This window comes from Polynucleobacter sp. 31A-FELB (assembly GCF_018882405.1).
In the GTDB taxonomy this organism is placed as follows: domain Bacteria; phylum Pseudomonadota; class Gammaproteobacteria; order Burkholderiales; family Burkholderiaceae; genus Polynucleobacter.
Genome location: NZ_JACVOO010000007.1, coordinates 99,655 through 122,625 on the forward strand (window position 1 = coordinate 99,655; position 22,971 = coordinate 122,625).

Here is a 22,971-nt window from a genome sequence, read left to right on the forward strand (position 1 = left end):
AAATGAACCAAGAAATTTGCCAACCAGAATCTCAGGACTTTTCGCCTGAAGAGCAGGCATTTATGGAAAAAGAATACGCCAATCAACCCCGCATAGAAGATGCGGAGCGTTGTCATCTTCCCCCTAGTGGGGCTAGCAATACATTAAGCCCTGTTTACGACTGGGCCAAAACAGTTGTCGCGCTTTTGCAAAAGCAATCTAATGGCCAGAGGGTTAAAGCCCGCCTTTGGGCTTACCGATATTCTGGTGCGGAATGGCTGGTTATGGAATTTCTTGATGGCGCTGAAGGCTCCTTTACCTTTTGCATTGGGGAGCCTCACAACTACGTCGTCGATGACTCATCCGGAACCGTTACGCTGGTGCCGGATATGACTGAGGCACTACACATGGCTGGCATCGTGTTTAATGCCGTTAATGCTGAAGTTGAGGTTGGCAATAGGAGGGAGCTTAACCCATGTTGCTGCCCTGATAAGACAACTTCGGCCCTCAAAGTAGAGAGCCAAAAGACGGGTGAGGATTTAGCCAAATGATTCTTCAGCTTGGCAAAACTCGTTGGTATCTTGGCATGCATTGGAATGCCTTTGATACAGCGCCCAACTTTAGCGAAATCAAAACAGAAGCGCAGCATTATGGAGCCAATCTTTACGCATTGCGGGTTAGCGAACTCGCAGTTCAAGCAGGGTTTGCTTACGATAGCGATGGAGCGCTTACTAAAAAGTCCAATAAGACCTATTCGCTTGCAGCCCGCTTAGCAAGCGCCGTTGCTGAGCCTTGGTTTGGCATATTTCAGCTAGGCGATGGTGTGTATTGGTACATTGCCGTTCGAGATGGGTATTCCATTCTCCCGGATGGCGACATTATTGGCACTGCACAAGAGATTGATGAAGTGCGCTCAGCGCATGCAGGGTTTAAAGATTGGAAAAGTGTTGAAGGGGATTTAAGTGCCTTAAATGAGTTACTTGCCAATATTGCCCAGCGCGAGGCTACTGGGATTGTTGCTAAAAGTAAGCTTGTTACAGTCAATGCCATTGGGGCAAGCAAAGCGTTGCCCTGGAAGGGCGTCACGATTGGATTGGTTTGCGCCGGACTGGTAGGGGGTGGGTTTTATTGGCATGCCTTGCAAAAAGAAGAGCAGGCACGCATTCATGCTGCTCAGGTGCTAGCAGCGCAACAGCAAAAGATGGCTGACCAAGCATTAGCGCCTTTGAATGCGCCCATGCCCAATAGTTGGCTTACTGCCTGTAAAGCAGTGGTGTATGCACTACCCCTGACTAAATCTGGCTGGAAGTTAGTGGGAATAGATTGTCAGAATAATGAAGCGCTGGCTCAGTGGAAATTAGCGCCTGGTGCAACGGTAAAAAATCGACCAGAAGGGGCGCTCAGTAACGATGGCGCAAATATTTCACAACTACTGCCCCTATCTTTTGGGGTGAGCGCTGGCCAGAATAGCCCCTCTATCGAGCCACCAGGCACTTTGCAAAGCAATCTTCTGGCTTTGCGCTTTATTGCGCAAAGCACCGGCATGAGCTTGGAGCTAACAACGCCGACTGATACTGCCGCAAACGCCTTACCAGGCCAGATTAATCAAATGGCGCAACAAGTCAATAACGCCGCCTCTCAAGTCAAGCCGTTGCAAAAACAAAGTTTCACTTTGGTTAGCTCAACAGCTCCATTTTCAATTGATTTTTCGAGCGTACCGGGAATGCGAATGACTCATCTTTCTAGCAGTTTGGTCGATAGTGCAGGGTACAAATTAGAGGGCATGGTTTATGGATACTAGAAAATCTGTTTTAAATTCTTTTAATGGTTCAAGACCTTCCATGGGTTTTAAGTTTGAGTTATTACCGCTTCGTCTTTTGGATAAAGTTGCGCTAGACGTGAAGACTAAAACGGTCTTTACAGATCTACGCACCTCAGGCAACCCACACTTTATGACTTGGCTAAATAAGACAAAGCGTAATGATGGCTCAATAACGGTAGAGCTTCGCGAAATCGCCCAGATCGCTCAATTGCACGAACAAGGATTTGCTCAAAAAGCGATTGGTGGCGACAAAAGTGAGCTATTGGTGCGTAACTATGCGCTCGATCTGATTGCCCAGGCTAGCAAGTATGGTGCATCTGATATTCATATCATGATGCGTGGTACCCATGCGGATGTGCAGTTTGAAATTGGTGGCGATCTATATCACTTTCTGACAGTATTTCACAATGAAGGTGGCGCTATTGCCAGAGCGATTTTTCAAGGCATTGCCCAAACTAAGGCTGCAATGTATGAAGAGCTTGCATATCAAAATGCGCAAATTTCCGGCTCGGAGTTTCCGCCAGAATGCAAACTATCTTCTTGCCGTATTTTTAGAGGGCCAGCTTTTTCTTTAGGCGCACAAGGCGGCGGATTTATGACAATCCGTTTGCAATATTTGGCAGGACATAAAAAAGAAGATGGGCTTGACCCCTTGTTCTATCCAGAACGTCCCGCCGGACACTTTGCATTGGCGGAGATGGGTTACTCTGCAGCACAAATTGCAAAAATAGACATTTTGATGAATACCCCGGCGGGGGTTGTTCTTTTTACTGGGCCTACTGGTTCCGGTAAAACCACTACTTTGTTTCAGATCTTGCAACACCTAGCCAGAATCAAGCCCTATAACCGCCAGGTCACTGTTGAAGATCCAGTTGAAAACCCGATGCCCTGGGCGGTGCAAATGGTGATCACCAACGCCAAAAACGATGAAGAAGTGGGCATCGAGTACGCCAACTTGGTTCGCGGGGCGTTGCGTATGGCCCCTAAGATTTTATTTTTAGGAGAAATTCGAGGGCCAGCAGTTGCCGCATCCGTCATTGAAGCAGCCTTAACAGGTCACCAGGCATGGTCTACTTTGCATACTCCTGACCCGTTTGCAGCGATTGATCGTATCGAAACAATGGACCCCGTTCTATTGCCGCGTAAACGCTTTTGCGATCACACCATCATTCGCGGGTTGATTGCGCAGCGATTAATCCCAAGAGCTTGTCCCCACTGCAAGGTTTCGTTGAGTGATAGCGCAGCTTCGGGCTTGTCATTGGATGCGCGTCTTTTATCCGCTTTGGGAACTTGGTGTGATGTTAATCAGGTTTATCTGGAAAAAGAGGGTGGATGCCAGCATTGCAATTACACCGGCAAATCCAAAAGGGTGGCGATTGCGGAAGTGGTTCTATGTGATGAGGTCTTGATGGATGATTTTGTGAATCATGGCACAAGCGTTGCGCGGAAAAATTATCGCGCAAGAGTTGATTCGGATCGACCCTTATTGGAGCAAGCGCTGCACTTAGTTTTTGCTGGTGAGGTTGACCCTCGGGCGGTGGAAAAAACCGTTGACTTAATTAGCTCTAACCCTGCCAGCTCCATGCCTTACGGATTGGTTGTGTGATGGAAAACTCACAAATGGGTTTTTTAAAACGCAGTCAAGCCCGCCTAACACAGTCTCTTGCATCTGAGTATTTCGAAGGTTTAAGAGGGCTACTGCCTTTGCAACTGCAGGGGGCATTTAGCCGGAAAAGTAAATTAGATTGGAAAATTAGGGGCCCCTTTTATCAGCACTTAGTTGACCAGGTGGGCAATGAGATTGCTTTAGAAAAAGCCTTAGTGCATTTTAGAGATCGCATGCTGCGTACCAAAAAGCATGCATATGCCAGAATCATTTTGCTGATTATTCAAAAGCTACAAAATGGTAAAAAATTCTCAGAAAGCTTAGAGGGATTAGTAGGTAGCGAAGAACTCGCAATCATCAGTGCGGGTGAGCTTGGCGGTAAGTTGCCTTTTGCTCTATCGCTCATATTGGAGCAGCGTGAGCGCAGTGTTCGGTTAAAGCAGACGTTACGACAAGGACTCTCAAGCACTGTGGGGCATTTACTCATTGCTTGCGCGGTGTTGTGGTATCTGGCAAGTGCTGTGATACCAGGCTTAGAGTCTGCCGTACCAAGAGCAAAAGCCCAAGGATTAGTCCATTTTTTGTACGCTATTAGTGGCTTTGTTAATTCGGCCTGGATTTTCCTAATCCCCGTTTTCATTGGCTCTGCATTAGCGGCCTTGCTGTGGTCGCTACCCCGGTGGACTGGGCCAACACGCCTCGTTGCCGAACGCCACTTTCCGTATAGCTACTACCGTGATTTGGTGGGCTACCAATGGCTAATGGTTTTCGCTACTCTTTTGGCCTCCGGGATTTCTGATATGCAAATTTTGCAAATGCAGGCTAAAGGTGCAAGCCCCTATCTTTCAGAGCGTCTTTCACTCTTATTTCATCGCTTGCGTAGTGGCGGCATGAGCTTGCCAGAAGCCTTAATTTCACCAACACGACAGGGTGGACTATCGATGAATTTCCCATCGCCAGAAATTAATGAATCAATTATTGCTCTTTATGGATTTGCTAATTTTCCGGAGCGCATTACCAAACTTGTAGCGACGTGGGCTTCTCAAATTGAGGCTCGTACATTGGCCTTGGCCAATACCACCTCCAAATTTTTTGAGTATTCAATGATGTTTGGAATGGCGATATTAATTTTGGCAGTTCAAGATCTATCAAATCAAGTTGGCACCGTAGTGAAGTAGTGCGGCAGTGTAGTTATAAAAAAGCAGTTCAACCTTTTAATCAGTAGTTGGCAGTAACAACCCTTTAGGAGAATCAAAATGCGTGATCTTATTGGCGGTCTTTTTGCCGCTTTAGTAACCATCATTGGTATTGTGGCTTTAATCGCTCTTTACAACAACGTCACCAGTAGCAATAAGTCCAGTCAAGCGTTAACGGATCTAACCTCTATGGTTGGGTCAATTCAAGCGACTTATATTAGTCATCCGTCCTACACCAATCTCTCAGCGACTGTTGTTGTCAACGGCAATTTAGCACCAGCTACGATGATCTCTGGCGCAGCGCTCATTAACCCCTGGGGCGGTAATGTGACCGTTGCTCCTGCGGCCAACACGAGCTTTTTTACCGTTACCGAACCTTCAGTTCCCAATGATGCCTGCGTAAAAATGGCGACCGCCATTAGCAACTTAGGCGCTCTTTCTATTAACGGTACCAGCGTGACTCTACCAGCAGACCCTAGTGTGGTTGCAGGTACCTGCACAGGCAATTCCAACTCACTCGTATTTACTTTCGGCCATTAATTTTGCTTTTATTTTCAAGAGTCAAATTCGTATGCCTAAAACCCTCTTAGACCTGGTGTTCTCAGACATTTATTTACTTGCGAATCCCAGGGACTGCCGCTACAAAGAGTCAAGCGATTCACTGCGTTTGCGTGAATTCGAAGCGCCATTGCACGAAGAGCTCTCAAGACTCTACCGTTATCTTGGTGAGCAGTGTGATGATAGTGCGCCGGGGAGCATGACGGCCTTATGGCCCGCTGCCACACAAAGCGCTATGCGTCTTCGGGTGACTAATTTAGTTGGCAGTAATGACCAGACTGTTTTTTATATTCGGCGCTATCGACAGGGAGTGGCCACCTTAGCAGATTTGGGGGTACCTAAGCCGATCATTGAACGCCTTTTAAGCCCAACATTAACGCAGGGTTTATGCATGCTGGGCGGCAAAGCAGGATCTGGTAAAACGACTTTAGCCAATAGCATGATTGTGGCGCGTCTAACTACTTTAGGTGGTGTTTGCGTTACCGCAGAAAATCCTGTAGAGCTACAAATTGCAGGTCGCCATGGTGATGGAATGTGTTTTTCGCATGAGGTTGGTAGCGATCAAGAGATGGCTAATGCGGTGATCAATTTTCTGAGAACCTCTCCCAATATTATTTTTCTTGGAGAAATCAGAGATGCTTTTGTGGCCAAAGAAGCGGTACTGGCAGCCCTGTCAGGCCATTTAGTTATCACCACGTTTCATGGCCATTCATTAGTAGGTGCCTTAGCCCGTTTTGCAGGCTTTATTGGGGATAACAATTTATTGGCCGATGCACTTTCTGCAGTGGCCTATTTGGAGCTGTGTGAGACCAAAGATCAAACAGAACTTTTGTCACTAAAGTCTGCAAGCCCCTTAAGCGATGGGCGGGGATCTGGCTCACCCGCTAGCATTAGAAAAAGTAAAAAACTCACAATTGATTTTTTATGGTTCCTGGGGCCTGAAGGCACAGCCTTAGCATCCGTCGTTCGTAGCGGTAATTTTTCAATGCTTTCTTCAGAGATTTCGCGCCAGCGCAATCACATGCTGCAGAGTCGATCTTAAGGGGCGGAAATGGGATTTTTTGCACCGCTAATTTTTTCAGTCATGTTTTTAGGATTTTTGGCCATCTTTGGCCAAGAGTCCAAAGTCGCTGCAATCAACACTACTTCGGCTCAGATACAAAGTAATGGTCAATCCTTTTTGGCTTACCGCAATGCGGTGATGACTTATCAGCAGAATAATCCTAGCTTTGCCGGCGTGATACCGGTGGCGCAAATTATCGCTATTGGCGGTGCTTTTTCCAGCAGCTTTTTAGGGCAGGTCAATAACATTGTCATTGCGACCGGAGTGGGTAATGCCAGGGTGGTGATTTGTTATGCGCCTTTTACCCAAAGCGTAGCTGAGCAAGCCTCGATCGCTGCCAATAACGATGCCTCCTTTGGAATCTCCAATGGAACTACCTGGACGAGCGCGGCAGTGGGCGCTTCAACTGCTGCAATGCCGCTGGCCACACCAATTGCGAGCGGAAACATTGTTTCGGTTATTGGGTTCGATTTGTAATGAAAACACTTAAGAGAATTTAAATGAGAGATCTACTAGGGTCGCTTTTGGCTGGAGTATTGACGGTGGCATTTGTCATCTTGTTTATGAATTATCAAAAACAAGGTAATTTAAATATGCAGGTTGCCGCCACAGCGCAGCAAGCCACGCAATTTAATACTGCGGTTCAATCCTACATCACGCAATACAGTAGCAATATCTCTGCGGTAGCCACGGCTTCAACACCGGCGACTATTACAGTAGCTATGCTCCAAGCGCCTGCCGTAGGATTGCTACCAAGCTCCTTTAGCGCCACAAACCCATTTGGCCAAACTTGGCAAGCGCAAGTGTTGCAGCCTACCGCCGGAAATCTTAACGCGTTAGCGCTAGGTACTGGAGGCACCCAATTAACTGATCAGGTGGCTTCACGAGTGGCTGCCCTTATCGGTGCCCCTGGAGGATTTATCCCATTAAATGATTCGGGTACATGGCCCACTGGCACCGCAACAGCACAAGGTGCGTATGCGGGCTGGAGCTTACCTACGGCAGGTTTTACTGGAATTGCTGGAGGCAATATTGCCTCGCTCCTTACTTTTAGCAACGGTCAATTCGTTAGCAATTATCTTTATCGCAATAACGTAGGCAATACCAGCCTGAATACGATGAATACGCCCATCATTATGGCGTCTACTCAAACCATTGGCGGTGCTTGCGCAACTAATGGAGCGATTGCTCAAAATGGCACTGGCTTAGCTTTAACGTGCCAAAGCAATGTTTGGACAAGCAATATAGCTTGCCCACAATATTCGGGCGATCTAAATGTTCTTGAAGGATTAGCCGGAACTAAGAGCTGCGTTAATGGTGCTGGCATGGGTAATGCACCTTCAGCGGATTGGTACTTTGTTGATACCTATCGCCATGTGAACAGTGGCAACTTTTACGCTGTACAAACCGCATACGCCATGACAGGCGCGAATGTGGGCATTCCTTATACAAGGGTTCAGCAATCCGGAGTCGCGGGTGCTGGGTGGGGCGCTTGGAAATCAGCATCCGCCAAGGGTCTTGGTCTAGGTGGCGAGACATGGCATGCCGTTGCCCGCTCTTTCGGAACGACTTATTGCAATGGATTTACTTATCCGATTGCTGTAGGCATAAGTGGTGGCCCGAATCCTTCACCAGGCTGGGGCGATCTTGCTTTGTACATAGATGGAGTCCTTATTGAGTACTCCGTAGGTAACTGGAACGGTGGCTCAGGTTATTTAAATGCATTTGGAATTGTTGCGCCAGGTAGTTGCTACCGCGCGACCTCTGGCCGTTTTGGGAAATATAGCTGGGCAGAGATGTATTAGCAAAGCCCTATTAGTTCGAAAGTTTTTTATACAGAAAGGAAGTATTCATGAAGGACATTAATTTTTTTAGAAAAGCTGCAACCTATGCAACGTTGATTGCAGCGATTGGGGTATCAAATGCAACATTTGCACAGGGGATTGCAACAACAGCTTCTCCCGCTTCCCCCTTTGGCATCTCTGCCAAAGGGGGAACGATGGGTCTTGGTATTGATTTGACCTATAGTATTAATGAGCACTTCAAATTGCGCGGTGGTTATAGTCAGATGGACTTTAGCCGCAACTTTACCAATGATGGCTCCCAATTTAATGGCAAGCTGGGGCTAGGTGGATGGGATCTATTGGTTGATGCACATCCCTTTGCCAATGGTTTCCGAGTGAGTGCCGGAGCCTATATTCCAAGTACACAATTGAACTTGACTGGTGCCACAACAGGCGCTGGTTCTTACACTATTAATGGCAATACCTATTCAACTTCTCAGGTGAACTCGTTCGATGGTAGTGCTAAATATAGTGGCGTTAAGCCTTACCTTGGTCTTGGTTACGATGGCTTTAATAGCGCGACGGATGGCGGGCTGTATTTCACGTCAGACGTTGGCGTAATATTTAGCGGGGCTCCGAAAGTTACGCTATCTGCTAACTGCTCAGCGGGAACCGCAGCATCAACTTGCGCACAACTGGCTACCGACATTGCAGCTCAACAGCAATCAATTAACAGCACTCTTTCAAAATACAATTTATTGCCAGTGTTGCAATTGGGTGTAGGCTATCGCTTTTAATTAAACGCTCCTACTTGTTCCGATGAATCAAATAACCACCCAAAGAACTTCACAAAAGTTTTGCCCGTCCTGCATGATGACTAAAAATATCGATCAAATGCGTTTGGTTGCAGGCGGGTATCGAAGTAAGTGGCGATGTATTTATTGCCTTTCACGATCACAAAGATATCAAGCGACTAGAAGTGCTGATGACTTAATTAGGCCGGCTACCTCTTAAGCTTACTTAGGTCCAGTTAATCGAAGCTATTTTTATACCCTTTAATTATGAAACTTTCTAAATTTGTACCCACCTCAATATTCTGGGGGTCAGCCTTGACTCTCTCAGCCTTTTCCTTAAGAGTAGTCCGTGGCCTAGAGTTCTCTGGGATCCCTTTGCAAAGCTTAGGATTCATCAATCGCGACTGGATTGTAAATTTAGAGCATTTCATAACAGCCATTGGCTGTTGCCTTTTTGTGATTGGTGCACTTTCTTCTGTTTTGCTAATCAAAGGGAAGAAGGACCCAGTTAAGGCTTGTAATTACATCCTTAGAGCCATTATGTTGTTAGTGCCGTTAGCATATTTGGTTTTTAGTTTTTGTTGGGAATTCAATATTGGACTTGCCTTTTCTAAAGGCTCTACGACAAATCAATTTTTATTTGATCTACTCGGCATTCTTTTTACCTTAGCCCTATTGGCGGCGCTCCGCGTTCGCTACGAACCTTCTGGTGGCTCAATACTGCCAAGGGTAGGCGTTTAAATTAAGACCGCATGAGGATTAATTTACTTTCATGCTACTGTGGCCTCAGGGCTCTACTGGTAAGCGCTTGTTTTATCCTAATTATCCTCATACCCGCTCATGCTCAAGCCCAATCCTCGGGTATTGAAGGCTTGGTACGTTGTTTGCAAGCGGACGCTAGGTACCGGGGCAATAGCTGTAACGCTGTTGTTGGCCGCTACTGGGCTATCGAGCCTCTAATCAATCAGGTCGCTAAACAGCAGGGCTTGGAACCTGCATTATTAAAATCCCTGGTGGCGGTTGAGTCGGCCTATAACCCGAATGCTGTCAGTAAAGCTGGGGCCAGAGGGCTTACTCAAGTAATCCCCAGCACCGCTGTTTCTCTAGGTCAACACCCTGATGCAATGTGGGACTCCCGCCAAAGCCTTGCTACAGGGGCTTATTACTTAGCTGCTCAATGGTACACGTTTAGAAGCTGGCCGCTGGCCATCGCTGCATACAATGCCGGTCCTGGAGCAGTCAAGAAATACGGGGGAATCCCGCCATATGCTGAGACGCAAGCCTATGTAAGTAATGTTCTCTATCTTTACAACCGATTTAAATTAGTTGAGAAGATTTGATGGCCAAGAAGTGGTCAGCCCCCAGCCTTTCATTGGCCCTATGACCAACTAAATCCGGCATATTTGCAAGGGGCCAATTATCTAGAGGTAAGCCTACTGGGCTGGCAAGTGCCTTGTAATTGGTCTAGGTAGGAGGTAGATATGCCACAGGTGCCCCATGCGCTACGGCATAATTGGGAGTCAAACGTGACGTGCAACCTTAAGTGCAAAAAATGAACAACTCAGAATCTAATCAGACCTCCAAAGTTGGGGATCTATCTCAAAGTCTCGATGTGGCCAACTTAAAGATGGAGCAATTGCGCCAACTTTTCCCCGAGATTTTCACCGAAGGCAAGATTGACATTAAGCGTTTGACTGCAACTCTGGGCGAGAACGTAGCCACTGGCCGAGAGAACTATGAACTTTCGTGGGCAGGCAAAGCCGATGCTAGGGCTGAAATCCAAAAGCGCACCACGGCCACCTTGCGGCCTGATACGGCGAACAGCGTGAATTGGGATGCCACGCAAAACCTCAATATTGAGGGTGAGAACTTGGAGGTGCTGCGCACCCTTCAAAAAGCTTACTTTGGCAAGGTCAAGATGATTTACATTGACCCGCCCTACAACACGGGCAATGACAGCTTTGTGTATCCAGACGATTACACCGAGACGCTGAAAGAATACCAAGCCCGCACAGGTCAAACCGACGAAGCAGGCTTTGTAAATAAGCAGACGCTTTGGAAAAAGAACACCAAAGAGAATGGCCAATTCCACAGCGTTTGGTTGTCCATGATGTATCCCCGCCTATTTCTGGCCCGTAATTTATTGCGTGATGATGGCGTGATTTTTGTCTCTATTGACGATAACGAAGCGGCTGATTTGAAGCTGTTGATGGATGAAATTTTTGGAGAAGAAAATTTTATTGGAAAGATTGTATGGAAGAAGAAAACAAACGGAAATAATATGGGTCTAATCCCTCCCGTTCATGATTTTATTTTTGCCTATGCAAAAAATGCAAAAAGCATTCCCGAGGACAATTTTGGACTTCCATTGAGTGAAGAGTTCATTTCAAAAAATTATTCAAATCCTGATGGTGACGAACGAGGGCTATGGACAACAATGGATTTATCTGCAAATCATGAGGGTCCATATTATCCGATTGTCAATCCTAAAACAAAGGAAAGTTTTCTTCCTTCCAGAGGGCGGTATTGGGTTTTTAATGAAACGGAGACTTTAAAAAGAATTAAAGATGGTCGAATAATTTTTGGAAAAAGTGGTGATGCTAGACCCGTTCAAAAAGTTTTCCTAAATGAACGAAAATCTAAAAGATTGAAAATTGAGAGCTGGTGGGATAAGCATGGTTTAAACGAAGACGGAACGGCAGAATTGACTGAGCTTTTCGATATGGCAAAAATTTTTGTCCATTCAAAACCATCTAAAACAATAAGTTTTTTAGTCAATGCGGCAACTCAAAGCAATGACTTAATCTTTGACTTTTTCTCAGGCAGCGGCACAACCGCCCAAGCCGTTCTCGATCTTAACGAAGAAGACGGCGGTAATCGCCAGTTCATTTGCGTTCAAATGCCCGAGGTATTGGATGAATCAAGTGAGGCATATAAGGTGGGTTATCGCACCATCGCCGACATTGGCCGTGCCCGCATTTCCAAGGTAATTGAAAAAATTGAGTCCAAGCGCTTAGAGGGTTCGGCGCAGGGGGTTCTTACAAAAGACGATATGCAAAAGCAAGCGCTAGGATTTAACGCCTTCAAACTTGCCCCATCGAACTTTAAAGAGTGGCGCACTGATGTTGATAATGAAGCTGATTTATTGGCGCAATTGGAATACCACGTTGACAGCGCCAAGCCCGACAGCGAAGCGGGCGGCATGGTATATGAGTTGTTGTTGAAGTTGGCTTTGCCGATCACCACACCTATTGAAAGCCACAAAGTGGGCGATGCTGCGACTGCGGCCACGGTCTATATGGCAAAACCCGACAGCGGCAAGCATGTGGCGATGTTCTTTGAGGCCCCCGCAAACCATGCGGGAGATGTTCTGGCCTTCATTCTGAAAGCCAAGCCTGTGAAGGTGTTGTGTTTGAATAAGTGTTTTGTGGATAGCCAGGCTTTGACCAATTTCAGCCTACAACTTCAAGACGCAGACATTGCGCTTGAAGTGCTGTAAGGGGCGACTTGATGATGGAATTCAAGTTTGACCACCACGCACCGCACCAAATGGCGGCCCTGAATGCCGTAGTGAAGGTATTCAAAGGCCAGCCACAGGCGGGCACCGCTTTTGAAAATACCCGTGGTGAAGTCGGTTCTGTAGAGTTTGGTGACAAAGGCATTGGCAACCGTTTAGGGTTGTCCAAAGAGCAGTTTTTAGCCAATATCCAAGAGGTTCAAAAAGAGAATGAATTGGAGGTGTCCGCGGCACTTGTGCCAAGGGCCACCAGCGAAGCCACCAATGAAGCCAACGATGAAGCCAATGATGCTTCCTCAGCCGTTGACCTGAATTTATCCATTGAGATGGAGACGGGCACAGGCAAGACCTACACCTATATTCGCACGATTTATGAACTTCATCGTGTCTATGGTTTTTGCAAATTTGTCATTGTGGTGCCCAGTGTCGCCATTCGTGAGGGCACTCTGAAAAACTTGGAAATCACCGCCAAGGACATGAAGGCTCAATATGGAGTCCCAGCCAATTACACGGTTTGGGACAGCAAGAACCGTAATGGCCTACGCAACTTTGCGGCATCCAATTCGCTGCAAATTTTGGTTATCAACATCGACAGCTTTGCCAGCGACAGCAACATCATCAACACGGTGCGCGAGCAGGGTGTGAAACCGATTGAATTCTTGCAAGCCACCCGCCCAATTGTGATTGTGGATGAACCGCAGAACATGGAAACGGAACTCCGCCGCCAAGCTATTCACAACCTGAACCCATTTTGCACCCTGCGATATAGTGCAACGCACAAGAACCCCTATAACTTAATTTCACGCTTAACCCCCGTGGACGCCTACAACCTGGGGCTAGTGAAACAAATTCAGGTGGATGGCGTCACAGCTGATCAAAATTACAACGCAGCTTTTGTGGCGCTGAAGGAATTCCAGCGAGCCAAGAAAACCATCAAAGTGAAGTTGAGCTTCTTTGCCAATGGTGAGGCGGGCGGCGTGCTCAAAAAAGATGCGGTATTGTCGGCGGGCGATGATTTGTTTGTGAAGTCAAACCAGCGTGAAATTTACCGCGATGGCTTCATTGTCGAAGACATCGACGCTCAAGCGGGCTTTATTAAATTCACAGGTGGCTTGGTGCTGCATGAGGGCGATTCACGGGGTGGCTTAACCGATGAGCTCCAAAAATTCCAAGTTGAGAGAACGGTCAAATGGCACTTTGAAAGGGCTAAAAAACTGCACCCCATAGGCATCAAAGTGTTGTCGCTTTTCTTCATTGATAAGGTGGCCAACTATCGCAGCGCGGATGGCGAAAAAGCCAAGTTTGAAGCGTGGTTTGAAGAGGCGTTTGAAAAGTTTAATAAGCAAAACCCAGGCTTGATACCCCACCCAGCCAATGGGGTTCACAAGGGCTATTTTTCTCAGGACAAAAAAGGCGTATTGAAGGATACCAAGGGCACCACCAAAGACGATGAGGATACCTACAACCTTATCATGAAGAACAAAGAAGAGTTGTTGAGCCTAGATAACCCTGTGCAGTTCATTTTCTCTCACAGCGCCTTGCGTGAGGGCTGGGACAACCCCAATGTGTTCCAGATTTGCACCTTGAACGAGAGCGCAAGCGATGTGAAAAAGCGTCAAGAGGTTGGCCGTGGTTTGCGTTTGCCAGTCAACAGCAAAACAGGTGAGCGCATCACGGACAAAAAAATCAACTTGCTCACGGTCATTGCCAATGAAAGCTATGAGGCTTTTACCAAAGCCCTACAAACTGAAATTGAAGAAGAAACGGGTGTGCCATTTACGGGGCGCATTGGGGATGCTAACCGCGACAAGGTGGTGGTGAAATACACCAAGCATGAGCTGACGCGAGAGAACTACCCTTTGTTGTTTGAGCTGTGGGACAAGGTAAGTTTTCACACCCGCTACGCCGTTCACTATGACGATGCCGTTTTAGTGAGTAAAGCGGCGTCATTTTTGAAAGACACCAACCATTACCCCGCCATTGCTCGCTTGCAGCTTAAATCGAACACGGCGCAAATTGAAATGGATGGGGCAGGTTTAAGCCCGCTAAGTAAGGGCAGTGCTGTTAAGTCTACAGAATTGACCTCCTGCATGATGCCCGATGTGTTTAGCTTTATTCAAAGCCGCATCAAATTGTCGCGGGGATCTATCGTGGCCGTGCTCAAGGAGTGTGGCCGTGCCAATGAGTTGATGCTGAATCCGCAGCGGTTTTTAGAACACATGGTGGCAGCGTTTGAACGCGCAAGGAATGAAATTTTGTATGAAGGCGGCGTCAAGTATGAGCGCGGGGCAGCATGGGGCTTGGACTACACGCAACAACTTTTTACCGACGAGTTGGGAGAAGTGCTCCAAGAACAGGTGTTGCAAGTCAAAGAGGGCTATGAAGACAAAACACCCTTTAACTACTACCGAACTGACAGTAAAACCGAAGACTGTTTTGCCCGCGATTGTGAAGTGAGTGAAGAGGTCAAATTTTTCTTCAAAATACCCCGGGGATTCAAAATCCCCACGCCGATTGGCAACTACTCGCCGGACTGGGCGGTTGTGTTAGAGCGGGATAATAAGTTATATTTTGTGGCTGAGACAAAGGGCACCAGTGACCCTAGTAAGTTACGAGGAGATGAAAAATTTAAGGTGCTGATGGGTAAGCAGTGTATTGATGCACTTAAAACAGGCGTTGTTTATCAATTAGCGGTGACAGCCAGTGATTTGCTTGAGTTCACCGGCCCGTGTTGATTTTTAGTGCCACTCCAAGCGAGAGATTTTGATAATCTTTTGCTTAAATAGGAGTTGTACTATGGCTAAATAAGGCGTACGTTTTGCCCCCGAGTATATCTTTCCCTGCTACCGCAGAATGAGGCTCTAACTGCCAGCGGCAAGCCTTAAAGAGGGCTGCAAGTCTTGGACCGTTACTGTAGCAAGGTGCTATCGCTTGAGAAAAACGTACCGCGGCATGCCCCTAAAGGGATTCTCTTTGGTCAATTCCGATCAAGCCAATAAGGCCGCCTGTTGCTGGTCGGGCATGGGCTCAATTCCGTTATAGCTGCTTAGAGTATCGGTCTCAAAGTAGTATGGGGATGTGGTGTGATTCTTACATATGCGTAGACATAGGCATATGTCATTAACGCCCTTTATCTCCACAACCGCTTTAAGTTAGTCGAAAAAGACTAACTGTTTTTGCTCCACGATTTCATGATTCACCCGACCTTATAATTGAATCAAGGAAACGTGGCCGAGTGGCTGAAGGCACCGGTCTACTAAACCGGCATATTTGTAAAAGTATCGAGGGTTCGAATCCCTCCCTCTCCGCCATTTCTAGATTTAGTAGCGTCCAGCAACGTCCAAGATTACTCCTTAAAGCCCTTTAAATAAAGGGCTTTTTTGTTTTTTATTGTCCAACAACATACAATGAAAACCAAGGTCTACAGGGGGTATTTTTAAGGGTAGATAGTTTTTTATTTGGGGGTATTTTCCCAGTTATCTATTGAAGGTGGTTTTATGGCGTTAACTGATACTGAAATTAAAAAACTTAAATCGGGTGTCAAAGACTATCAGCGCAGTGATGGTGAGGGCTTGTATTTATGGGTCACGACTGCGGGCGGAAAGCTTTGGCGCTGGAGTTATCGATTTGAAGGAAGAGAAAAAATCATCTCCTACGGAAAATATCCTCATATCTCCTTGGCTTCTGCAAGAGAGTTACATCGTGAGGCTCGCAAATTACATGCCTCTGGAATTGATCCCATGGCTCAACGAAAAGCTAAAAAATTGGCCAGTCAAGAAGGGCAGGCCAACTCCTTTCAAAACATTGCAGAGAAGTGGTTTGAGAATTGGGGTTCTGGAAAGAGCCCTCGTCATGTTGAGAGCACCTTAAGGCGATTAAAAAGCGATGTTTTTCCAGTTATTGGTAAGCGTCCAATTGGAAAAATTCAAGCACCAGAATTAGTTAAGTTGGCAAAGGATATCGAAGAGCGTGGTGCAGTTGATATTGCTAAGAGAGCGCTTCAGACCGTGGGGCAAGTGTTTCGTTATGCGATTGCGCATGGCTATGCAGAGCGAAACCCAGCGATTGAATTTAATCCTGGAGATGTACTTAAGTCTGCCAGAAAAGTGAACTATGCTCGAATTGACGCAAAAGATCTGCCTGAGTTGCTGGCTAAGATTGAAGTATATCAAGGCACGCAAACTACCAGATTGGCTATAAAGCTTATGGCATTAACGTTTGTCAGAACGAGTGAGTTAATTCAAGCCAGGTGGTCTGAGTTTGACCTGGATAATGCTCGGTGGAATATTTCTGCTGAGCGAATGAAGATGAGAACTCCCCACATAGTTCCTTTATCGACGCAAGCATTGGAAATTTTAAAACTGCTTCAAATAGTTACTGGAACTAGTGAGTGGGTATTTCCAGGGGCGCATTATTCAAAAAAACCGATGAGTAATAACACAATCTTAAAAGCGTTGGAGCGTATGGGGTACAAGGGGAAGATGACTGGTCACGGATTTAGAGGATTGGCTTCGACCATTCTCCATGAGCGGGGTTATAACCACGATCATATTGAATTGCAGCTTGCCCATTCTCCACGCAACGCTGTCAGTGCCGCCTACAATCATGCCCTTTATCTCGAGCCACGAGCAAAGATGATGCAAGAATGGGCTGATTATTTGGAGTTCTCGTTGAGGACTGCTTAAATTCAAGAGCTAAAGTTAAATGCGTATTACGGCGAAAAGAGCCACCCATTGAAATCTAGTAGGGTGTCGTAACTTATATTCACCGTCTTCTTCCTAACCTATTGCAGACAGCCAAAAGAGACTATTTTTAGGGGTTTGACCGGCAGAGTCCGGCCAACTTGGGACAGTCGGCTACACATACCTTGGCACGGCAAATGGGAGCTAGTATTGGGATGATAGAGCGGCACTATAGCAAGATGACGGCAACTATGGCAGCAGAAAGATTGACTTAAACGAGGGATGGGGGTGTCGTGTCAAACACGACTGGCGCGGCACCTTATCCAAAATTCGTCATTATATAGAGATTAGCACTATTTTTTGTAATCAAGATCTTGCGGGGGCTTTGAAGGGTAAAATATTGGCTGTCAAAATTGCCTCAATAGTTTTTAATCTCATATCAAAAAATAACGATGAAATTTCTGAATATTAAGAAGCTATTTTGCTCTTTTGTATTAATGCTGAGCGCATTGTTTGGTGTAAATGTTGTTGCTCAAACTACCACTGTAAACGTTGGCGGCAGTAGCTATACCGTTACTAAATCTGGCTTGCTTTCTTACAACTCATCAGCTTCGTTGATACAGGGCTTCTCTGCTTGGGGGAACGCTTCTTTAGCATCGTCTCTGGCAACCGCTGTTGGTTCTTCATTGGGTTACCCGAATGGTGCGCTTGGACCTCTCTTTGCTATTTCGTATGGAGTTACTGCAGGACGAGTTCAGTATTATGCGTGGAGAAGTACTGGTGTCTTAACTGATAACAGTATTGGTGGGGCACTAGGCACAAGCAGTTTTTATTTTGCGTGTATTAATGACACCACTTGTGGTGGAACCATAACCCCATCGGGTCCAACGGCTGCCAACACCCAAACCTCTCTTCGAAATACCGCTAACGCATTGCATGGTACTTATGTGTTGCAAAATGCTGTAATTGCAAACAGCTTTAGCTATGACTGTACAGAGTTTGGCGCTAGTGGAGTCTGCGTAAGTGCTGGTGGCCGTAATACTGCGGTATCTGCAACGAATGGCTTGAATAACACTAGCGCACTATTGATCGCAGCATATCGTCCACATCCGAGCTATCGTATTGGCGCTTATGCGGATCAAAACTTATCAGTAAACAACGCAGGTACTACTGTAAATCTTGGCAACAACACACCGCTCATTGGATTGTTCGGTGCTTGGAATGAGCGCTTGGATGGCACTGGTACAGAAGTGAAGGTATCAGCTGCTTATGGTCAAAAGAGCACGACAGTTACACGCCAAGTAGTAGGCACTTCAGAAGGGGGCTCTGGTTCATCCCAGTTAAACAGTCAAGGTGCTCAAGTAACCGCTAAATATGGTTTTGCAGTTACAGATAAAGTCATTGTCTCTCCTTATATTGGTATGCGTTATACCCAAAATAATATGGGTGGTTATACCGAAGGTACTTCAAGTTCAGTAACGACACCTCTCACTTACTCCGCACTCAATACCAATGCGACTACTGCATTAGCAGGCATAGGAGCTAGTTACAAAGTGATTCCAACAGTCACTACCTTTGCTAGTGCTGGTGTAGAAACGGATACCAACACTGCTAATGGCACTTACTCTGGAACAAGCTCAAGCATCCCAGGCTTGACCTCAGTGAACTTTAATTCCAACCCTGTAAAAACAAGACCTACTGCAACGTTGGGTGCTTACTATGATATTGCCAAGAACCAACGCTTAGGCATAACTGGTATTTATCGCCAAGAAGCCTATCAAGCTGTTCAAACAACGACGGTGTTAGCTACTTATACGATAGGTTTGTAAATAGTTGAATGGCTGCTTTGGGCCTTGATTTCAACCCGTCGATGCAACAGTTAGGGCAAAACGTTCTGCCGGTGTTTGATAGTTTAGTGTTTTTCTAGGACGTTCATTGAGTTGCCTTGCTACGGCATTGAGTTTGGCTTGGGAGTAATTTGCTAAGCTCATACCCTTGGGGAAGTATTGTCTTAATAGCCCATTGGTATTTTCATTAGATCCTCGTTGCCAAGGATGCTGAGGGTCGCAAAAATACACTTGCACATCGGTAGCTAGAGTAAAGCGTTTGTGCTCAGACATTTCTTTACCCCGATCCCATGTTAAAGATTTGTAGAGCTCTTGCGGTAACTTGCGGGCATGCTTGATGAGTGCATTGACCACCGTCTCACTGTCTTTACGAGCCACCTTGACTAGCATCACATAGCGAGTCTGGCGCTCTACGAGAGTGGCGATCTGACTATTGGCATCCCCATATAAAAGATCACCCTCCCAGTGTCCTGGCACTGCGCGATCTTGTGCTTCGGCTGGCCTTTCTCTAATCGAGACTGCATCCTTAATTTTTCCAAGCCCCACATCCTTCAACGTGTGATGCCGTGAGCGGCGCATGATGCGGGTGCGTCGTAAATGCTGTGTGAGCTCTTTCTTTAAGGCTCCGCGGGCTTGGATGAAGAGGCTAAGGTAGATCGTTTCGTGTGACACCTGATAGTCCTCCTGATCTGGATAAGTCTCTTTTAGCCATCCGGCAATCTGTTGTGGTGACCAGTAGTGCTGCAGTTTATCTGCCACCAGATGCGCTAAGGTTTTATTCAAGACTAGTTTACAAGTCTGAGGGCGATGTGCACGATCCCAAGCAGACTGGTCTGATTGATTGGCTCGATAGCTCTCTGGACCGCCATTGCGACCAATCTCACGACTAATCGTGGAAGGTGATCTACCTAACTCAGTGGCAATCGATCTCATAGATTGACCACTTGCTAAGCCGCGTGAGATGGCTTCCCGTTCATCTAAGGTTAATGCTAGTTTGGATCGAGTTCGCTCTGGCGGTCTAATGCCACCAGTTTGCACAAAGATGCCTTGTATGGACGAATGATTGCGATCAAATAACTGGGCAATCTGCTGGAGAGAATCTCCCTTTTTCCAGCGCTCCCACATTAAGTCCTTCTGGGTAGCTGTGTAATAGATTCGAGGTCGTTGTTTCATGAGCAACACTCCTTGCGCTTACGCAGTTGGTAGTGTGTTGCATCGACGGGTTGAAATCAAGGTCGATAGCGGTCGTAGAGCAGAGTTAAGGTCAAGGGTAGTTATGCGGTTAGGAAGAGGCGTTAAATCAAGCTAGTTTGCGGTAGGTTTTCGTCGTGCAAGGCCTAGGTAGGTCAATTCGATCTCATTTTATGGTTGATGCCAAGGCTGATGGCGTGCTGGTTTAGCTCTGCGATTTTTGCCTTTCTTTCGGCTATTGCTTCTTTCGTATCTAAACCATGCTTATAGTTAGGGTGCTGAGTGCCAGCAAGAATATTCTTTCGACCTCCATGGTATTTGCATGTCTTGCATGTCCCTATACATGGATTGAGGCATCTACTGCCTGTACTTCTAGCGATCGCCGCACATTGAGTTTTAATATTTGACAGAGGCATGAACATTATCATGGGGTTACGGTCACAGTAGATTAGCCTATTTGATTGACCCATAGAAGTAAATAATTCCCGATCTTTCCTGAAATAGGACTTTTCGGTTTTTGAATGTTCCCGAACTTCCCAGCATACCTATGGGTATGCTGGAACGGGATTGCCATTAGCTTGGGGTTATTACTCCATTGGTCACTAATAGGTGCCCAGAATCAATAAGACTGGAGACTGCGCTCTTTGCCCTTTCTTTAGCTCTCTTTGGGTCGTCTATATCTAGATCTTTAGCTACCTTGATTTCAAGATCTGTTTGCGTTATCGCTTCAGATGAATCATCCAATAACATAGCAGTCAATACATTTATTACTTGCTGCTGGTGCTTGCCCTTAATTGGCTTAGATTGAGGTTTCAATATGCCTTGTGAAACGGTACAACTGGTATGAGTGATACCCCATATATCTTCTGATCCTAGCTCTACAGTCTTTAGTTCAAAAGCATTGCATATGCCAATTTCTGAGTCTTTGGATTTTTCAATTGACCAGACGCGTTGATTGGTGGCGCTGCTCACTTTGATGACCGTATCAAGCGCCGCTAAAAGTGAAGAGTGGCCACGAAGCCCCTTTTGTGAATCTTTACCAGCGTGATGAACAAACATTACAAAGCCATTAATTAAACTAGCCATGTACTTAGCTGCCTCAATAATTCTTCCCATTGATGCCGATGTATTTTCATCTGCCGTGGGTGATGCTCTGTTTAGGGTGTCAATAAATACAATGGCGCCATCACCTAGAGTGTTGCTAATTTCTTTTGACAAAGCTCGCCAAGCAAGATCATCTTCAACGCTAACTGATGCCGTAACAAAATAAAGATTTTTAGGCGTAGTGATTGAGTTTGATATTTCCCATGCAGCCATTCGCTGCCTTATTCCATGTGAACCCTCAAGAGCAATATATGCAACTGATCTTTGTATGGTTGGATTGCCAAACCAAGGTTTACCTGTAGCTATCGCAAAGGCTAGGTCAAGAGCAAGAAATGTCTTACCAGAGGATGGGGCACCATAAATCGCACCAATACCATTGTTTGGAAGAACCCCTCTGACAGTCCATTCAAGAGGTGGATCTTTCCTTAAATCCTCGGCAGTCCTAAGGTACTTAGTTAACCTACTTACGTTAGGCATTGCGGCTGGATTATTTCTTGTATGGGTTTGCCACATTGAATTAACTACCGAATGTACCTCTTCTGAATCCATTGGTGGCTGACACTTCGCTCCCCATTGCAATGCATCTTCAATGAACTCTTGAGGCGTAAGCCCGCTGACATATGCCTTGCCCGAATATGACGCTAGTAAATTATTTCGATTACCCTGTAACGTTGGGGGTGGAGCGAAACTAGAATTAGTTTGGTTTGTATTGCAGTTGATGGGTTTGGTAATGGGTGAGGCATAAATTTCAGAAAAACTCATTGCAAATGACGCCATGCTTTCTGTCGACTTAGGGCACGTGGGCATAAAAAAACATCGAGCAACATCTGAACTGCTTGAATCGATCCGAGACTTAATTTCTGGAATAGTTTCCAAGATGCCAGCATGAGTAATTTGGTACTCATCTATCGATATTGGGATCTCAAGAGGGATATAAACACGAAAGCACCCCTTGCCTTGAAGTCCATGCGAGTGTGTTGTATGGGCAAAATGAGCGTACGGCGAACACCAGCTAGACACCAGATCAACATCCATGGTGTCAATTTTGTCTAGATCAAAAGCCAGCAATGATGTTGAATCAACACACTCTTTTGTTCTGCCAAAGGCAGCCTCTCTAGGTGACCATGGGCTAAATAGCTCAGCGTCTAACTTGCTGTTAACTATTTTATGGCATGACATCTGCATGCTATAGGTGAATTGGTTCCAGTTCATGGATATAGGAGATCCAACCTTGGCTTTGGCTGAGCTAAAAATTAAGTGCTGTTTTTTTAACCCAGCTACTTTTTGTATATGTGTAGGGATGCTATGCACTTTGACCCCCTTTATTTAACTTGCAAATAGCAAGCGCTGTCAGTACGGTTGATGCCGTAGATAGGTAGCCTAGCTCCTGATTTTCTGTAGCCGCATATTCATTAACGTGCATTTTTGCTGCGAGCCTTAAGCTCGCTTTGCAGATTTGTTCTGCCAATGGAGTTATGTCCTCCACAAATATTTGTAGATTTTTTGACTGAGAATGTTGCATAGTTAGCCTTTATTTAAATTAACCAGCTATCTATTTATTACTACTTATTTATGATTGCAAGCAAATAAATGCACTTATTCTCCACAACTCGTTGCGGTAACTTTTTTCAATTACTTCAAGGGTTTGCGCCTTATACATTTTTGTTATCAAAGATAAATTCTTAATTAATTGCGAATGCTTTGAATCGCTACCAATATCCTAGACACTTGCCAACCTCGCTTGGTACTGCTGTTCAAATCTTACCGGAGAAAGCCCATTGTTGTAACTATGGCGTCTAACCGGGTTGTAAAACATTTCGATGTAATC

At 46.0% G+C, this 22,971-nt stretch carries 19 protein-coding genes and 1 tRNA gene; 16 read left to right on the top strand and 4 right to left on the bottom strand.

Features of this window, described 5'->3' with window-relative positions:
• The first annotated feature begins 2 nt into the window (after positions 1 to 2).
• From ICN30_RS06295 to ICN30_RS06370, 16 genes are all read left to right on the top strand, one after another.
• A complete protein-coding gene (locus ICN30_RS06295; protein WP_216274117.1) occupies positions 3 to 530 on the top strand; it encodes a hypothetical protein in 528 nt (175 codons plus the stop codon).
• The gene (gene pilO2 / locus ICN30_RS06300) at positions 527 to 1,780 is read left to right on the top strand and encodes a type 4b pilus protein PilO2 (protein WP_216274119.1); all 1,254 of its coding nucleotides are present in this window, start codon (positions 527 to 529) and stop codon (positions 1,778 to 1,780) included. The genes ICN30_RS06295 and pilO2 overlap by 4 nt, the downstream gene beginning before the upstream one ends.
• The gene (locus ICN30_RS06305; protein WP_216274121.1) at positions 1,770 to 3,407 is read left to right on the top strand and encodes a GspE/PulE family protein; all 1,638 of its coding nucleotides are present in this window, start codon (positions 1,770 to 1,772) and stop codon (positions 3,405 to 3,407) included. Before pilO2 ends, ICN30_RS06305 begins: the two co-directional genes overlap by 11 nt.
• Positions 3,407 to 4,585, top strand: coding sequence for a type II secretion system F family protein (locus ICN30_RS06310; protein WP_216274124.1), 1,179 nt, complete (start codon positions 3,407 to 3,409; stop codon positions 4,583 to 4,585). Before ICN30_RS06305 ends, ICN30_RS06310 begins: the two co-directional genes overlap by 1 nt.
• A 78-nt stretch (positions 4,586 to 4,663) precedes the next feature.
• Positions 4,664 to 5,143 carry a type 4 pilus major pilin gene (locus tag ICN30_RS06315; RefSeq protein WP_216271972.1) on the top strand — a complete coding sequence of 160 codons (480 nt, stop codon included), beginning with the start codon at positions 4,664 to 4,666 and terminating at the stop codon, positions 5,141 to 5,143.
• Between the two features lie 31 nt (positions 5,144 to 5,174).
• On the top strand, positions 5,175 to 6,203 hold the full coding sequence (locus ICN30_RS06320; protein ID WP_216274126.1) for an ATPase, T2SS/T4P/T4SS family: 1,029 nt from the start codon (positions 5,175 to 5,177) through the stop codon (positions 6,201 to 6,203).
• Positions 6,204 to 6,212: 9 nt separating this feature from the next.
• Positions 6,213 to 6,701 (top strand): type IV pilus biogenesis protein PilM, encoded by a 489-nt coding sequence (gene pilM, locus ICN30_RS06325; protein ID WP_216274127.1) that lies wholly within the window; start codon positions 6,213 to 6,215, stop codon positions 6,699 to 6,701.
• 23 nt (positions 6,702 to 6,724) lie between these two features.
• Complete coding sequence (gene pilV, locus ICN30_RS06330; protein WP_216274130.1) at positions 6,725 to 8,029, top strand: shufflon system plasmid conjugative transfer pilus tip adhesin PilV; 1,305 nt, start codon at positions 6,725 to 6,727, stop codon at positions 8,027 to 8,029.
• 47 nt (positions 8,030 to 8,076) lie between these two features.
• A complete protein-coding gene (locus tag ICN30_RS06335) occupies positions 8,077 to 8,805 on the top strand; it encodes a hypothetical protein (RefSeq protein WP_216274132.1) in 729 nt (242 codons plus the stop codon).
• A gap of 312 nt (positions 8,806 to 9,117) precedes the next feature.
• Positions 9,118 to 9,543, top strand: a complete 426-nt coding sequence (locus tag ICN30_RS06340; RefSeq protein WP_216274134.1) for a hypothetical protein — start codon at positions 9,118 to 9,120, stop codon at positions 9,541 to 9,543.
• A gap of 11 nt (positions 9,544 to 9,554) precedes the next feature.
• Complete coding sequence (locus ICN30_RS06345; RefSeq protein WP_216274137.1) at positions 9,555 to 10,142, top strand: lytic transglycosylase domain-containing protein; 588 nt, start codon at positions 9,555 to 9,557, stop codon at positions 10,140 to 10,142.
• Between the two features lie 287 nt (positions 10,143 to 10,429).
• Positions 10,430 to 12,301 carry a site-specific DNA-methyltransferase gene (locus ICN30_RS06350; protein WP_216274140.1) on the top strand — a complete coding sequence of 624 codons (1,872 nt, stop codon included), beginning with the start codon at positions 10,430 to 10,432 and terminating at the stop codon, positions 12,299 to 12,301.
• Between the two features lie 11 nt (positions 12,302 to 12,312).
• Entirely contained in the window at positions 12,313 to 15,054 is a 2,742-nt protein-coding gene (locus ICN30_RS06355) for a DEAD/DEAH box helicase family protein (protein WP_216274142.1), read from the top strand.
• Positions 15,055 to 15,540: 486 nt separating this feature from the next.
• Positions 15,541 to 15,630 (top strand) — tRNA-Ser (locus ICN30_RS06360).
• A gap of 186 nt (positions 15,631 to 15,816) precedes the next feature.
• A complete protein-coding gene (locus tag ICN30_RS06365) occupies positions 15,817 to 17,004 on the top strand; it encodes a tyrosine-type recombinase/integrase (RefSeq protein ID WP_216274144.1) in 1,188 nt (395 codons plus the stop codon).
• 449 nt (positions 17,005 to 17,453) lie between these two features.
• A complete protein-coding gene (locus ICN30_RS06370; protein ID WP_216274146.1) occupies positions 17,454 to 18,830 on the top strand; it encodes an autotransporter outer membrane beta-barrel domain-containing protein in 1,377 nt (458 codons plus the stop codon).
• A gap of 30 nt (positions 18,831 to 18,860) precedes the next feature.
• Here ICN30_RS06370 and ICN30_RS06375 read toward each other — a convergent pair whose 3' ends face one another.
• The 4 genes from ICN30_RS06375 to ICN30_RS11755 all read right to left on the bottom strand — a co-directional run.
• Positions 18,861 to 20,021: an IS30 family transposase gene (locus tag ICN30_RS06375; protein ID WP_216274148.1), complete on the bottom strand. Its 1,161-nt coding sequence runs from the start codon at positions 20,019 to 20,021 to the stop codon at positions 18,861 to 18,863.
• A 591-nt stretch (positions 20,022 to 20,612) separates the two neighbouring features.
• Complete coding sequence (locus ICN30_RS06380; protein WP_216274150.1) at positions 20,613 to 22,019, bottom strand: AAA family ATPase; 1,407 nt, start codon at positions 22,017 to 22,019, stop codon at positions 20,613 to 20,615.
• Between the two features lie 427 nt (positions 22,020 to 22,446).
• Positions 22,447 to 22,665 (bottom strand): hypothetical protein, encoded by a 219-nt coding sequence (locus tag ICN30_RS06385; protein ID WP_216274152.1) that lies wholly within the window; start codon positions 22,663 to 22,665, stop codon positions 22,447 to 22,449.
• Positions 22,666 to 22,863: 198 nt separating this feature from the next.
• Positions 22,864 to 22,971: IS3 family transposase (locus ICN30_RS11755; protein WP_370626583.1), on the bottom strand; the 108-nt coding region annotated here is incomplete at its 5' end.

Bases quoted from the DNA above. Each gene is read 5' to 3' on its own strand.
- ICN30_RS06295 (WP_216274117.1), top strand. From the start codon at position 3: ATGAACCAAGAAATTTGCCAACCAGAATCTCAGGACTTTTCGCCTGAA.
- pilO2 (WP_216274119.1), top strand. From the start codon at position 527: ATGATTCTTCAGCTTGGCAAAACTCGTTGGTATCTTGGCATGCATTGG.
- ICN30_RS06305 (WP_216274121.1), top strand. From the start codon at position 1,770: ATGGATACTAGAAAATCTGTTTTAAATTCTTTTAATGGTTCAAGACCT.
- ICN30_RS06310 (WP_216274124.1), top strand. From the start codon at position 3,407: ATGGAAAACTCACAAATGGGTTTTTTAAAACGCAGTCAAGCCCGCCTA.
- ICN30_RS06315 (WP_216271972.1), top strand. From the start codon at position 4,664: ATGCGTGATCTTATTGGCGGTCTTTTTGCCGCTTTAGTAACCATCATT.
- ICN30_RS06320 (WP_216274126.1), top strand. From the start codon at position 5,175: ATGCCTAAAACCCTCTTAGACCTGGTGTTCTCAGACATTTATTTACTT.
- pilM (WP_216274127.1), top strand. From the start codon at position 6,213: ATGGGATTTTTTGCACCGCTAATTTTTTCAGTCATGTTTTTAGGATTT.
- pilV (WP_216274130.1), top strand. From the start codon at position 6,725: ATGAGAGATCTACTAGGGTCGCTTTTGGCTGGAGTATTGACGGTGGCA.
- ICN30_RS06335 (WP_216274132.1), top strand. From the start codon at position 8,077: ATGAAGGACATTAATTTTTTTAGAAAAGCTGCAACCTATGCAACGTTG.
- ICN30_RS06345 (WP_216274137.1), top strand. From the start codon at position 9,555: ATGAGGATTAATTTACTTTCATGCTACTGTGGCCTCAGGGCTCTACTG.
- ICN30_RS06350 (WP_216274140.1), top strand. From the start codon at position 10,430: ATGGAGCAATTGCGCCAACTTTTCCCCGAGATTTTCACCGAAGGCAAG.
- ICN30_RS06355 (WP_216274142.1), top strand. From the start codon at position 12,313: ATGATGGAATTCAAGTTTGACCACCACGCACCGCACCAAATGGCGGCC.
- ICN30_RS06365 (WP_216274144.1), top strand. From the start codon at position 15,817: ATGGCGTTAACTGATACTGAAATTAAAAAACTTAAATCGGGTGTCAAA.
- ICN30_RS06370 (WP_216274146.1), top strand. From the start codon at position 17,454: ATGAAATTTCTGAATATTAAGAAGCTATTTTGCTCTTTTGTATTAATG.
- ICN30_RS06375 (WP_216274148.1), bottom strand. From the start codon at position 20,021: ATGAAACAACGACCTCGAATCTATTACACAGCTACCCAGAAGGACTTA.
- ICN30_RS06385 (WP_216274152.1), bottom strand. From the start codon at position 22,665: ATGCAACATTCTCAGTCAAAAAATCTACAAATATTTGTGGAGGACATA.